This is a genomic window from Microcystis sp. LE19-10.1B, assembly GCF_027530565.1.
Taxonomy (GTDB): domain Bacteria; phylum Cyanobacteriota; class Cyanobacteriia; order Cyanobacteriales; family Microcystaceae; genus Microcystis; species Microcystis aeruginosa.
Map to the genome: position 1 here is coordinate 12,200 of NZ_JAPZQM010000148.1, position 14,586 is coordinate 26,785.

At 39.1% G+C, this 14,586-nt stretch carries 10 protein-coding genes and 1 pseudogene; 5 read left to right on the forward strand and 6 right to left on the reverse strand.

Going from position 1 to position 14,586, the window contains the following annotated elements; translation table 11 throughout:
* Window positions 1–17 precede the first annotated feature (17 nt).
* The 5 genes and pseudogenes from O9332_RS05250 to O9332_RS05270 all read left to right on the forward strand — a co-directional run.
* Window positions 18–449, forward strand: a complete 432-nt coding sequence (locus O9332_RS05250) for a DUF29 domain-containing protein (protein WP_288024063.1) — start codon at window positions 18–20, stop codon at window positions 447–449.
* A gap of 234 nt (window positions 450–683) precedes the next feature.
* Complete coding sequence (gene cpcF, locus O9332_RS05255) at window positions 684–1,307, forward strand: C-phycocyanin alpha-cysteine-84 phycocyanobilin lyase subunit CpcF (protein ID WP_002761939.1); 624 nt, start codon at window positions 684–686, stop codon at window positions 1,305–1,307.
* A 63-nt stretch (window positions 1,308–1,370) separates the two neighbouring features.
* Window positions 1,371–2,144 (forward strand): ABC transporter permease, encoded by a 774-nt coding sequence (locus O9332_RS05260; protein WP_002761938.1) that lies wholly within the window; start codon window positions 1,371–1,373, stop codon window positions 2,142–2,144.
* Between the two features lie 227 nt (window positions 2,145–2,371).
* Window positions 2,372–3,265 (forward strand): ABC transporter ATP-binding protein, encoded by an 894-nt coding sequence (locus O9332_RS05265; RefSeq protein WP_002789959.1) that lies wholly within the window; start codon window positions 2,372–2,374, stop codon window positions 3,263–3,265.
* Window positions 3,266–3,405: 140 nt separating this feature from the next.
* Window positions 3,406–3,586: pseudogene (locus O9332_RS05270) on the forward strand (DUF4277 domain-containing protein); the annotation flags it as partial.
* A 550-nt stretch (window positions 3,587–4,136) separates the two neighbouring features.
* On the opposite strand, the gene O9332_RS05275 reads toward O9332_RS05270, so the two are convergent.
* From O9332_RS05275 to O9332_RS05300, 6 genes are all read right to left on the reverse strand, one after another.
* Entirely contained in the window at window positions 4,137–4,901 is a 765-nt protein-coding gene (locus tag O9332_RS05275; protein ID WP_288024066.1) for a PEP-CTERM sorting domain-containing protein, read from the reverse strand.
* A 200-nt stretch (window positions 4,902–5,101) separates the two neighbouring features.
* Window positions 5,102–6,250, reverse strand: coding sequence for an NAD(P)/FAD-dependent oxidoreductase (locus O9332_RS05280; protein ID WP_288024068.1), 1,149 nt, complete (start codon window positions 6,248–6,250; stop codon window positions 5,102–5,104).
* Window positions 6,251–6,354: 104 nt separating this feature from the next.
* Complete coding sequence (locus O9332_RS05285) at window positions 6,355–6,468, reverse strand: NAD(P)-binding protein (protein WP_288024070.1); 114 nt, start codon at window positions 6,466–6,468, stop codon at window positions 6,355–6,357.
* A gap of 64 nt (window positions 6,469–6,532) precedes the next feature.
* Window positions 6,533–7,705: an MFS transporter gene (locus O9332_RS05290; RefSeq protein WP_287672057.1), complete on the reverse strand. Its 1,173-nt coding sequence runs from the start codon at window positions 7,703–7,705 to the stop codon at window positions 6,533–6,535.
* A 124-nt stretch (window positions 7,706–7,829) separates the two neighbouring features.
* Complete coding sequence (locus tag O9332_RS05295) at window positions 7,830–9,404, reverse strand: PfaD family polyunsaturated fatty acid/polyketide biosynthesis protein (protein ID WP_288024073.1); 1,575 nt, start codon at window positions 9,402–9,404, stop codon at window positions 7,830–7,832.
* Between the two features lie 145 nt (window positions 9,405–9,549).
* The gene (locus tag O9332_RS05300; RefSeq protein WP_288024075.1) at window positions 9,550–14,553 is read right to left on the reverse strand and encodes a short-chain dehydrogenase; all 5,004 of its coding nucleotides are present in this window, start codon (window positions 14,551–14,553) and stop codon (window positions 9,550–9,552) included.
* Window positions 14,554–14,586 lie beyond the last annotated feature (33 nt).

Genomic DNA, 14,586 nt, shown 5'->3' on the forward strand with positions numbered 1-14,586 from the left:
GCAATCCAGAGGTTTTTATGCTAATTCAAACTGATTATGTCGGCTGGCTAAACGAGACAATCACTCTTTTAAAACAAAAAAACTTTGATCAAGTTGACTGGGAAAACTTGATCGAGGAGATAGAAAGTTTGGGCAGAAGTCAAAAACGTGAACTCCGCAACCGGTTAACCACCATCTTAGAACAATGCCTCAAACTTTGCTATACTGATTACGTTGAGGATTATCGAGGTTGGCAAGAAACTATTAGGCGCAGTCAACGGGAACTAGAAGAACTTTTGACCGATTCTCCTAGTTTAAAACTCTACTGGGATCAAGTATTTTTAGATTGCTATGCCACGGCTTTAAAAAGCTTGCGAGATAACCCCAATTATCAATCCTTTAACTTTCCCGATGATTGTCCTTTTCCCCAAGAAATTAGTCAAATTTTACAGAAAAAAGTTTGGCGATAAAATTATCTTTAAAAGTTTGTTGGTGGGGTTAGGAGATAGGAGTTAGCAGTCAGTAGCCGGTCGTCAGTAGCCGGTCGTCGGGAGGCAGGAGATTATTTTATTTATTCTCCCCACACCCCACACCCCACACCCCACACCCCACACCCCACACCCCACACCCCAGTTCCCCACTTCTCCACACCCCACACCCCACTCCCTAACCCCTACACCCCTCATCCCTTCTACTGATAACCAATGCTTCCTACCGTTGAGACTTTAATTATTGCCGTCGAAAAAGCCGACTCAGCCAATGGGTTACTAACCGCCGTGGAAAACTTAGCCGCCGCCAAAAGTGAAGCGGCAATACCCACCCTCACCGATGTCCTGAGATATAATAACCCCGGTGCCTCCGTGGCAGCCGTGGATGGTTTAATCGCCATCGGCAAAGCGGCGGTTCCCTATTTACTGGCCAACCTAGACGGTTATAATTATGGGGCGAGAGCTTGGGCAACCCGGGCCCTAGCGGGAATTGGCGATGTGCGAGGATTGGACTTATTGCTTGATGCGGCGGTGAGTGATTTTTCCTTTAGCGTGCGGCGAGGGGCGGCTAGGGGCTTAGGAAATATAATTTGGTCTGATTTGGAGGAAAGTCGGGTTTCTGAGGCTCAGAATGCGGTTTTTGCAGCACTGGAGAAACTTTTGCAAGGGGATCCAGAGTGGGTGGTTAGATATGCGGCGATCGTCGGATTGCAGGGATTAGGAACTGCGGCGGCGGCATTTCGCGGGGCGATTCGGGAACTTTTAGGACAGATTCGGGAGACAGAAGCGGAAATAGTGGTAAGATTGCGCGCCGATCAAGCTCTGGAACACTTACAATAACCCTAAGTCACAAAGTAGAAAAACTTATTTCTCTACAGGGAGAAACAATTACACTAACATTCTATGAAATATTGGCAGGAAATTTTAGCGATCGCTCAACGAATTTTAGTGGAATTAATCCGGCGCGGGCGTAGCTTAATCCTCTGGGGCATTTTCCCGATCCTTGTCCTGCTCTTAAATGGCTATATTATGGCAGAAAAAGGCAAAATTGAGCTTGCTGAGGCAATGGCTCTGGCTACTCCTCCCACCCTCGTCGGGGCGGCACTTTTCTTTAGTTGTTTGGGGGGAACCGTGGCAACGGTGGTAGCAGAAAGGGAACAACAAACGATTAAACGGTTATTTTTATCGCCTTTAAGCGGTGTTTCCTATTTCATCGGCATTTTTCTCGCCCATTGTGCGATTGCCGCCTGTCAGACAGTTTTAGTTTATTCTATTGCTAAACAGTATGGAGCCACTTTTAAAGGCTCAATTCCTCTAGAATTATTAATTATTTTCCTTAGTATCACCGCCTATGTGGGTTTAGGATTTATCCTTGGTACTCAACTGGCGAAAAGAACAGAAGATGTTAATGCTTTGGTGGGAACTTTTGGGGTTCCTTTATTAATTTTAGGCGGCGTTTTTCTCCCGACTGCTTTATTCCCCGACAATATTCTATCTCTGGCTAAATATAACCCGATCTACCACATGAATGAAGCTTTAATTGCTGTTTGGGCAAAGGGCGAAAATCTCCAAGATATTAGCTCTCATTTTCGCTTTCTCTGTCTTTTTGCCCTAGCTATGGTAGCAGGTGGTTGGCTTACCTATCGACAAATGTTAAACCTTGAACGCCGACTGTAAATCAGTTATCAGTGATCAGTTATCAGTGATCAGTTAGGTAGGGTGGGTTAGGCGGAGACAAATTATCAGACTTAATCATTAATTTATCTATTCGCCGTAACCCACCATCAGTTATTCAGCTTCTTATTTTTCAGTGTAATTAGCCAATTTCCATGTCATTTGTTCTATTACCTAGCTGACGGCTGATGGCTTAAAAAATCCTGACTATCCTTGTTACTTTATTAAAAATGCTGACTATTAATAATGTCAAAAAAAATTACGGAAGACGCTTAGTATTAGATCAATTAAACTTTCATATTGAAGCGGGGGAAATTTACGGTTTACTCGGTCCCAATGGTGCGGGAAAAACCACCACTATTAATTTAATTTGTAATTTATTGAAACCATCATCGGGAGAAATTACCTTTAATTATTTGCCAATTTCTAGAGTTACTAAAGAATTAATTGGGGTTGCACCGCAAGAAAATTTATTGTACAAATCCCTTACTTGTGAGGAAAATCTCAACTTTTTTGCTCAGATTTATGGACTCGATCGCCCCCAGCGTCGTCATCGGATTAAAGCCAGTTTATCCGCAGTAAATTTGCTTGATCGCGCCCGTAGTCCGGTGGAAACTTTAAGCGGTGGAATGCAGCGCCGAATGAATATTGCCGTGGCTATTGTTCATCAGCCAAAATTATTAATTCTTGATGAACCAACTACCGGTTTAGACATCGAATCTCGCTATGAAATTTGGGATTTAATCGGAGAATTACGGCGCCAGGGAATGACAATTTTATTAACTACCCATCTCCTCGATGAAGCACAGCGTCTCTGTCAACGTATCGGCATTTTAAAACAAGGTCGTATTATTGCCGAAGGTAATTTAAATCAGCTGCGTCAGCATATTCCTGCGAAAGAAATTATTATCATGGATACCCAGGATCAAGAAGCTGCAATAAATCGAGGTAAACAATTAGGATTTACTCCCAAATTTTACGGCAAAGATTTAGCTTTTTGGTTAGATGAACACCTAGAATTAAGCGAGATTATTCGGGCATTCGACGGCATTAATATTGATTCTATCGCCCGTCAGACCGTACAGTTAGAACATATTTATATGGAAATTATGAATCAATTTTGAACCAGTTTTTGAGAATTAAGGTTGATGATCGGCATTTTTTCGGTAATTTACCTCAATTGAGTTAAATCGCCGTTTTTAACCGTCATATTCTTGGAAAACTGAGGCGAGTGGGCTGTTCGACCATGACTTAATCAACAGAAATTCAAGTTAAAAATCTAGACCATCTAGGATTAGTAGCTGGAATTATAGATGAAATAGGAATCGTTGAAATTATTAACGAACAAGTATCAATGGGTTCCAGGAGAAATTGTCACAGCTGGGCAAGTCGTGAAAGCGATTATCCTGAACGGATTGGGATTTGTCTCCCGATCCTTGCATTTAGGGTCTGCTGAAAAAGTTTTTGGGTGGGGGTCGGGTGTGGGGTGTGGGGGATAGGGTGTAGGGTTTTACCGATTTTCAGGGGGTCAATTACCTAATTTTCAGGGAAAAAGTGCCTAAAGTTGGCTCTTCTGGTTTCTGTGTGGAAACGAGGTCTATAATGATAGTTTCTTCAGAAAAATAGTCCCAAAAGTCTTTCTCAGTAAACATTTCACGATTCCATAAGCAAAAATTATCACAGAAAGTCGAGAAGAGCCTAAATTTCCCCCCCGATCCCTCCAATGGCTGGCACTTTTTGATTTCAAAAAAGCCTAAAAATATTATCCAACAAGGTTTTTAGATTTATTTAGCCAACCCTATCTAGACATCATCTATATCTAGTTTAAAATGGGAAATTCCTCAGCAAAATGGAGAATCTTTGGCGCAATTTGTAAATTCTTTGTTTCTTACTGAGGATTACAGGGTTAAATTACTAAAAATTTTATGCTGACAGCAATTCAAGATTGTCTAATTATTATGCACCATGCAGCAATTCTAGTTAGGCTGCGGTTAACTAAACCGACTTTTTGAGTTTCATAATTAACCCTAAACCTGCAATCGAAAAAATTCCCACCAGATTTGTAGGTTCGGGAACAGAAGCAGCAAAGGGAGTAAAAGTACGATCTCCTCTGGCTACAGCTAATTGTAATCCTTCAACAGGTTCCGTTGCTCCTGCTGCTATTAAAAAATCACTCAACTCCTTTGTTAAAAGAATTCCTAAAGGTTCTAGAATCCAAGTATTATTGACCAAATCAACATTAGGTAAGCCGGGTGCTACGGTGCTAAAAACTGGAAGACCTGTGTTGGCTGTATCTCTCACAAAAACAAAGTAAGGCTCAGGAATATTGGGATCGGTATTAACTTCAAAGAAGGCAGAAAAATCCCCGATCTCGAACACAGGAGGAAGATTAAGTTTAGTTTGATCAACGTTGAAAAAGACACTTCCAGTCAATTCAGTTGTTCCACTAATCGCCTCATAATTATCTGTTTCTCCATCGTAACTAAATACCCAATCCGTTCCTCTTATATTAGGGTCATAACTTGGAGGAAGAATATCAAAAGCATAATCATATCCCTGTGCGGGAGTATCAGTATTCTCAACCGATGCCAAAGATAAACCAATTCTTTCTAACACGGCTAGTACATTAGGATCAAAGTTAAGACTGTCTTTTCCCCCTGTTTCAATATAAATAACAGGTTCAGCTTTAACGGGAAGAACAGGATTAAGAGCGATTACAGAGGTTAATCCTAATAGAGTTACTAGATGTTTTGAGTTCATTGTTAAGTCTCCTGTGTCGATTTTTTGGAGTTTGTAGTCAAGAGTGTTTTCTCTAATTTAAAAGAGGTTTCAGAAAAGACCGGAATTCTTCAACTTCTTTTAAGAAACTTACGGTTAGCTGTGGCTAAATTGACTAAAAAGAGTCAAGCAAAATACTTAAAGCATAATTACTCATTCTTTATTCCATATTTTGCAAAATATTACCCTTTTTTCAAACGTTCAACTAATTCAACCGCACAAGCGATGCCACTTTCATGAAATCCATAGGAATCAATGCCTCGTTTTTTGATGTGGAAATAAGTCCCTGAGAAATAAATGGGGCCAGTTTCATTGAGTTGATAAATTTGTTTTTGGGCTTCTAGAGTATTCATGTCATAAGCTGGATGTCGATACTTAAGAATGCGGATAATTTTGTCTTCATCAATGGCGATGGGGGGGGTATCTAGAGAAACAAAATAATCTTTCTTAGCCGTAAAATTATGGACTTTGTTAGCATAATATGTCACATAAGTATAAAGCTTTCCTTCTTTAGTTACTTGCCCATAATTCCATGATTGCCATTTACTGCGATCTGGGTTCATAATAACCGGATCAGTGTGAACAGTGACGGCAGTTTCATTGTATTTAAAACAGCCTAATATTTGCTGTTCTAACTGGGTTGGTTCAGCTAGTATTCCTAATGCTTGATCAGCGTGAGTAGCCATAACCACCTTATCATAAACTTCTTCATCTGTGGTCGTTTTTACCGTTACTTTTCCGTCTTCTCTTTTTTTAACGTAAATCACTTCTTGTTCAGTACGAATCGGTTTCTTTAAAGCATCTTTGACCCTTTCAACATAACGACTACTTCCCCCTTTAACAGTTTGCCATTCGACCGTTTTTCCCCCCAATCCTCCTTGATCATGAGTCATAAAAAAGCTGATAAAAGTTGAAGCTGGAAACTCCATTAACAAGTCTGTCGGAATTGACCAAACGGCTGATCCCATTAGCATGACAAAGTTATCTCGGAAGGATTGGCTATAGTTATTTTTATCTAGATATTCTTGCATAGAAATTCTCGTTTTTCCTTCCCAGAAATCAGCCCGCGCTTCAGAGAAAAAGCGTTTAGCTTCTTGATAACAAGCTACTAATTCTGGAGGTTGTTGACGGGCAAATTCTTCCATCGGCAGCTCTAGATCTAGGGAATTAAACTGCATTCCAGTATCTAAATTATAGAAATTAAAGCCACCTAAATGATCTTGAGTCTCTGCTCCTAAATCAGCAAAAAATTTCATCAAGTTGGGATAATTAGGTTTATTACAAACCACAAAAGCCGTATCAAAAGAAATCCGTTGACCCTCCTCATCCAAATCTAAGGTGTGAGCATGACCGCCGACACGACTAAGCTAAACGGCTTTTACTTCGGATCACCGATATAGACTCCAAAAGGGTTATAGCTGTTGGATCATGCAGGTTAAGCGCCGTTTAGCTTACTTTTTTCATAGACATCAACCTCATATTGATCTTGAAGATAATAGGCAATGGGTGTGCCAGAAATACCCGAACCAATGATTGCTAATTTTTCCATAATTTTGTCCTTGAATAAATTGTGAAGGGGGTTAATTAGTGGGGTTAAAATTTAAGAAACTTTCCTAACTATTCTCCGAAGAATGTTGATAGTCAGGATGGGACTTTTGGGACTGACTTAAACTCAGCAAAAATAAGACAAAAATGACTAACATTAATGAGAAGATATACCGAGTTCCCATCATGGTCATGACAATAGCTGATAGAATGGGACCGGCGGTACAACCTGCACTATAAATTGAGGTAAAGACAGCACTCCCGGAGGATAATTCATTAAGGGTAACGGTAGAACCAATCAGGGCTAATGATAAGGGAAAAATGGGACTCATTCCTACCCCAGAGACAAAAGCTAAAAAGGGGGTAATCATGGGATTTTCGATTAAAGATAAGCCAAAAACTGAAACAATAACAATAATTACACTACCGACTAAAACCTTAACTGTCCCCATCTTATCAGCTAAATGAGTAATAGGAACAGTTGAAATTAATCCGCCTAAAATAAACAAGCCAAAAATCAAACCAATGCGCTCAATGCCATAGTTTTGTTCGAGTAAACAAAGGGGATAAAGAGAAACTAAGGTGGCAACACTGAAGCCATAAGCAAAAGCTCCTTGTAGGGGAAGTTTGAGCTTTTGAATAATGCTAAAGTTGGGCTTTTGAAACTTAACCGTTTTCTCTGGTAATCCAAAAAAGACAACAACAATTCCACTTAAAATCAAGCCACTTCCTAATAAAAAAGTGATCTTAGGAGAAAGATTATAGGCGACTGCTCCCATAATCGGACCGATACCAAAACCTAAGCTAAAAGCTAAAGCATCTAAACCATTAACCATGGCTCGATTTTGATCATTACAAAAATAGTTAATAGCGGTTTGTCCAGAAATCAGATATAAACAACAGGCCAAACCCATAACGCCACGAATGATAAACCAAAGAGATAATTGAGTAGTAAAGGCAAATAGAGGTGCAGTTATTCCCATTAAAAGGAATCCTAACATCATGGTTTTTCTTAATCCAATTTGGCGAAGAATACTAGCCACAATCGGTGTTCCTGCGGCAATGACAAAAAAGTAAAGAGTAGAATTTGCCCCAATAACAATATTGTCGTAACCCTTTTCTTTCATAAGGGTAGAAACAAAGGGATTAAATAACCCTAGGGAAATTCCCGATAAAAAGGCCACTAAATAAAGGGCGGGAAGTCCAACAGAAAAGGGAGAATTGGCATTTTTAGTCATCATGGGAAAATTCCAGCACAAGGTTAGTAAGCTAAACGGCGCTTAACCTGCATGATCCAATAGCTATAACCCTTTTGGAGTCTATATCGGTGATCCGAAGTAAAAGCCGTTTAGCTTAAGAGGGTTTTTAAAGGGGAGTGGGACGATAAAAATGATAGTGGGACGGAAGATTAACCCCCTGTAACTTCAGACTTTGCAGACGATAGAGATAAGCTGCACCGCGCATGATGTGCATAGCTACATCCACCACTTTGCGATTTTCGGAAAATTCTAAATAAGTTCCTCGAACCCAATCGTTAAATGAACCCATCGCCGGACCACACCAAATTTGATAATCCATTGTTCGTTGTGGCTGTCCACTGGTTGCCCAACGAGAAGAAAGCCCTAAATACCAGCGAAAAATTAAAGCCATTTTCCGTTTAGGATTATTATTTGCTCGTTCAATTTGTTCGGGATCTCGCTCTTGAAAATAAGCAAGGGTTTCTTGCCAAACGGCCTCTAATGGTTTTTGGAAAATTTGCTTTTCTATGGTTTGACGAACCTCGGTCGGAATGGCATCAATTCCCTCATAAGTTTGATACAAATCATATAATTTTTGCGCGCGCATGGGGAATAAACTTCCCCGTTTTAAGAGTTGAACTTTCACCCCCATTTCAAACATATCAGCACAAGGGGCCATTACCACATCGGCCATTGCTGCTTGGGCAAGTAATTGTTTGGTATGTTCAGATGTTCCCGCTTCAATACAAGCATGATTCACCGAACCTGTGATAATGTAACTCGCTCCCATCATAAAGGCCGCTAAGGCTGATTCTGGAGTACTAATCCCACCAGCAGCCCCCACTCTAATAGAACGCTCATACTGATATTGCTGTTGAATCTCATTGCGTAAGGCAATAATAGAAGGGAGAAGGCAAACCAAAGAACGATTATCTGTGTGACCACCAGAGTCAGCTTCAACGGTTATATCATCGGCTAAAGGAACTTTTTCAGCTAAAGTTGCTTGTAAGGTTGTAATTTGTCCCTGTTCAACTAAAGCTTTCAGCAGTTTAGGGGGAGCAGGTTTTAAGAATTTCTGAGCAACTTCGGTCCGAGAAATTTTGGCAATGATCTTATTTTGGGTTTCAATATCGCCTTGAGAATTTAGATGTAATCCTGATGCTCGGTAACGGACAATATGGGGGGTTAAATCCAGGTAAGCAGAGGCTTCAACAGTTCTTACCCCATATTTGAGGTAAAGTTCCACTGAACCCCGTTCTAGGGCTTCCTCTGAGGGGCTATGGATTAAATTGAAGGCATATCGTCCATTGGGTAAAGCTTCTTGAATGGTGTGAATGGCTTTTTCAACCCGTTGGGGAACTAACCCGGCTGCCCCAAAACTGGCTAAAAATCCCGCTTTTCCCAGAGAAATCACCAAATCTTCGGAAGCGATACCCCCGGCCATTGCACCCGCCCCATAAGCATAGTCTAAACCATGAAAGTCACAAAAAGCGCGATCGCCTAATTGTTGGGGTGATAGGGCATTAATCATGCTACGGGGCAGTATATCAGCATTAGGTTCGTGAGAAAGTCCTATCTGGTTATTTTTGACATATACATAACAAGGCTGCTCTAAATTGGCTAATTTTTCTCGAATTCCTTCACTATCAAAGGAGATAGATGGTTTAGGGGAGCTAGTAAGAGGGTTATGGCTAGTTAACATGGGGTTTATTTCTCCATTGTTGTTGACTTTAAACTGACGGAAAAGAAAGATGGGTGTTTACTATTCACTGGTAACTGGGGTTATCCCAATTCGATGGTTAATGCACTAACCGAGTAGTCGAGATACACTGGTCTCTGTTAACTGTTCACTGTTCATTGTCTAATAGACACAAGGCGATGTCTTTAATTTCGTAAATTCTTAAGTCTTCTTTCCAAAGACTGGCATCTCCGATAATTGTGATTACATCATCTTCGACTCGAATATCGGAAATATGCACTTCTAAAGACATTAAACGATTTTCGGGTGTAATTTGTCCTCGATATTTCCAGGTGATTTGATGATTAATGGCTTGACCAAAGCGAGGATTTTTGAAAGATTTGCCTAAGTCTAATTGCAGCGCATAAGTTTGCATAGCTTGAAGAATAGACTCAACGCCTAATGCACCAGGCATCACGGAATCTTGATAGAAATGGAAGGGAAAATACCAATCTTCGGGAGTAATTGATTGGCTGGCATAAATATATCCTTTTTGATACTTACCCCCATCTTGAATTAGGAAAACTTTTTCGATAAAATCAAGATAATTTTGAGAAAGACGATAATGGGGTTTTTCAGGATTTACTGAATAGAAGGTTTGGTGAGTTAAGGAATCTTGTAAATTAATTTCCTGTAGGGTTAAATCGGATAAATTATTCAGTTGATACCAAGGTTTAAGACGTTTTCCACCATCAAGTCCCACTTGATTCGCTAACACGGCTGTGCTAAAGTCTCCAAAGACCATATTTCCCCGATAAAAAGGCTCACCTTCACAAGATAACTCAAACTCAAACTTTTGAATAATTGCCCCTTGAATAGCGGTGGTAGAAAGGAGACGAACTTTATCCGTAATGGTTTTATTACGGAGGTCAATTTCTTTGAGAATTGTTCCCTGTCCATCCAAATTACGAAAATGAAGATCATCTTCTGGGAATAATAAAGTTGCTCCCATATAAACCCCTAAGAAAATACAAGGTTGACCGGCAATTTCAATATAAGTACAGTAGGGCAAAGTGGGATAGGCATTATGGTTATAAAACCAAGCATTTTCTTTGACATCAAATTCGGTAATAATTTCCGATGGTTTTTGCAATTCATGACGTTTACCTTCGATGTCTAATACCCGACTGACTAACTGAAACTCCCCGTTAGGTAAACGAACCGATTGACGATTTTCATAAATGTCAAATTCTGATCCCAAACAGGCAGCCACTGATCCTTTAGCAAAGGTTTTTAATTGGTTTTCATTAAATAAAACCGATGACTGTTTTGATAATTGGGAAATATGGGGTAATGTTACTGACTCAATGGGTGGGAAAATACTGGGAATGGTGTCTGTTTTTTCTACCAGTTGAACACCAATATTTTTAATAGTAGCAATGGTTTTTCCGCCAAAAATAACATCCACATTAGCCAGAAGATAAGGTTGAGGAGAAAGTCCAATTTCTAACACCTCCATTTGATACATTAAAGTTCCATGTTGGGGAGTCACTTGTCCCCGAAAACGAGCTGCTTGGGTTTGATTAGGCATCACCTGAAAACGAGCATCTTTCCTGTGAGTTTGTAACCCTAACCATAAACAATAAAATTGCACCAGTTGGATACTTCCTTCAATCATTAAATTCCCCGGTAAAGTGGGGTCATTTTTAAAATGACAAGAATAATACCAGTCCTCAGGAGTGATCTGTTTTGCTCCCACTGCTAACCCTAGTCCAGCTATTCCTCCTTGAGGATTTACCATCATCACTTTCTCTAACATTAAGAGTTTTTCTGGGGGTAATCTGAGGGAAGAATTTAAGCCATTTTGTTGATAGTTTTTCCCTAAACAAGCCTCAATATTGCCTTGACTTAGATTAAGAAGTTCTTCTTTTTTAAAGAATGACTTAGAACAAGTTAAAAGAGGAGTAAACTGTTGTCTTTTAATCAAGTTTCTTTCTTTTTCTTCAGCCTCTTTTAGCACAATTCCCTGTCCTTTTTCTAATTCTTCATCAGAAAAGAGTCCAGCACAACCGTCATGAAATTTCATCCAAACTTGATCCCCAATTAACACCTCTCCTTGGAAGAAAATTAATAAGCTATCATCAGTTTTAACCGAAGATGTGATCTTAACTCGACACCGTAACAACTTAACATTTTCAGGTTGTTCAAATAAGAAGGTTGCAGATAAATCTAATAAACGGAAAGAGCGTTTTCCTTGATTTTCAAAATCTGTCCCGATATAACTTAATAGCATCAGGAGTCCGTGGCCGGCTTCTTTACAAATTCCTACCGTTAATTGACCATCTACTGCATACCAAGCATCTTCTGGTACATCATATTCTGTTTCGATGAAACCTGATTTATAATCACCTAATTTTCCTTCTAATTGAGTCACCCGACTGACGAACAAAAAGGGAGGAGACGGCATTCTGACTCGTTGGGTATAATGATCAATGGGTTCATATTCTTGACCAAAAACCTTAGAGACTTTACCTTCAATAAATTCGAGAATCTCAGGTTGATCAAATAAACAAGGTCTAACGGTTTTAGGATGAGAAGAAATAACGCTTGTTCTTAAATGATCAACTGTAGAAATGGTTGGAACTTGTGAAAGAGTTTGAGTAGAAGAAGCGACTAAAGCAGCGACTTTTTGAGAAGCAGTATTTTCTCGAATAATTGAATTTTGTTGCTCAGTTTGGGGTTCAATATTAGCTTTGGGTGCTGTGGTTAACACTGTCTTAAAAATCGCCTCTAAGGTTTCTGCTTCATCTGTTAAATAAAGAGGGGATAAGTCTAGTTCTACCCCATGACTGACTAATTGTGCTAACATCTTAATAATGGTCGCTAAATCATCAGCACCTCGACGATTAATACACAATGCAAGATGCTCTTTTTGACCAAGAGTTTCCGATATCCAACGAGAACAACTTCCTCCTGATCCTAATTCTAGAAAAATTTTTACCCCGTCTTGATAAGTGCGTTCAATTAAGCGAGGAAAATCTAACATTTGACACATTCCTTGACTTAAATGCTCACCAATTTTCTCTTGTTCTAAGGCCAGAGAATCATAATGAGAAGAGGAATAAAAAATAGTATCAGGTGGTGTTCCTATTGTCACCGTATTTAGCTTAAGAAACTCATTGTATTCTGATTGCATAACTTCACAATGTAAAACCATATCAGAAGGCGAACGAAACCGATCACATTGTAATTTTTCAATCACCCGTAAACAACCTTGAGAATCTCCTGCGATCGCAACTTCTTGAGGGGTATTAATATGGGTTAAATAAACCTTACTTTCTGTTTTTAGACATTCCTGAACTGCTTCAGCTGTAGCCATTAAAACATAACTACTCCATGAATTTTCATCTATCGGTTGACCCCAAGATTCTGCAACGGCTTGTTTAGCTCCCATTAAACGGGTTTTAAATAGGGGAGAAGAATGAACAAATTGACTTCCTTGATCCGCATTTGGCCACACTCCTAATGAATACATCATGGTACTTTCTCCCATGCTATAACCGAAGGCAGCATCAGGTTTAATCTTGAAATATTTCTGCATAATTTCGGTGAATAAAACCGCAAAACCTGTTCCCGTTTCTAAGAGAGATAAAGGGTTAGCAATGAATTGAGTTTCTAGGGTTTCTAAGTCTTGTTTAGAAAGGGGAGATTGACGGCGAGGATAAAGAGAGTTTGCTTGAAAAAAGGTAGCAGGATCACTAATTAAACTCTCTGCTCTCTCCCATAATCTAGGGAATAATTGAAAAAGATTTCTTCCCATTCCTAAATAGGAGTTAAACGCACCAGGATAAACAAAAGCGACTTTACCCACTTTTCCTAACCGTTTAGGGGTGAAATAACTTCCTTGGGGACTTTTCCACGGCTTTCCTGTATGAAAGGCTTTATCAATTCCTTTTTTAGCCTGTTTAATTTCCTTTTGCAAAGCTTCTTTGTTATTCCCAACAATTGCTACAACATAAGGAGATTGAGAATTCTGTTGAAACTGAATAAAATTCTCTTTGGCAAGATGGGGTAAGGAGAAACTGTTTTCAATACTATGGGTTAAGTTATCAAGCTGACTTTGTAAAGATGAACTATCATTTCCAGCGAGGGGAAATAGATAAAATGGTGCATAGGGTAAATAGCCATTATTGGGTGTACTTTGAGGAGTTGCTTCCGATAAAATTAAATGACTATAAGTATTATTTTGATTGACTAAATTAAGCGCAGCATAGCGTTTTTCTTGTCCTTTTTCAAGAAACCAAGGAAGTGATACATCAGGTAGATAAAAAGAACTATTTTGCCATTCTTGAGTAAGATTAGAAGTTAACAGTTGAGCGGAAGCAGGAAGATAACGATTTTTTAAGCAAAGTGCTGTTTTAATTAAGCTAATTAAATCTTCAGTTATCCCTAAGTTATTATTATTCTCTTGGACTGTTCCAACTGCACAAGTTAGGTTATTATGATTAGCATAATAAGCTTCTAATAACCCTTGATCTATCTCTCTTGAGGAAACAGCTAAATAACCAATATTTGAGGGGTGAATCTTAGCATTTTTAAATGCTTGCTGACAACTTTGTTTAATCGCAACTGATGGAGAAGATAAGGGGTTAACTATTTTACTAAAGCTATCAATAATCCCGTAAAAAAGCGTATTATTATTGTTGGGGATTGTTTCATAATCTTTGAGGATTAAAGCTCCGCCAATAATAGACTCACAATTCCTATTAAGCGCACTAATAATAACTGTATCAACTTCTTTGGCGGTTAAGAGAATTTGGGCTAATTCAAGAGACTTTAATAAAGAATCAGATCCTTGGGTTAATTGAAAGGGAACAATGGAACAATTCCATAATCTTTCCAATTGATAACTAATATTTTTAAGCTCAGTTTCTTGATTGTTGCTAATATTATTAGCAGTAATTAAAGCGACTTTTTTTCCTATCTTACAAGTACAATCTTTTAACCCTTGATCAGACATCTTTGATAGGATAGACCAAGAATGATCACTGATCGGTTTGTTAGAATAATCAAGGGAGTTTCCTTGATAAATTAAAGCTGATAGTTGTTGACTGGTTAACAGTTGATTAAAGAAGCCACTTAGTCCAGCGATCGCTAATTTGGAAGGTTTCATAATATCTCCTGTGAAAATGTAAATAGGGTATCA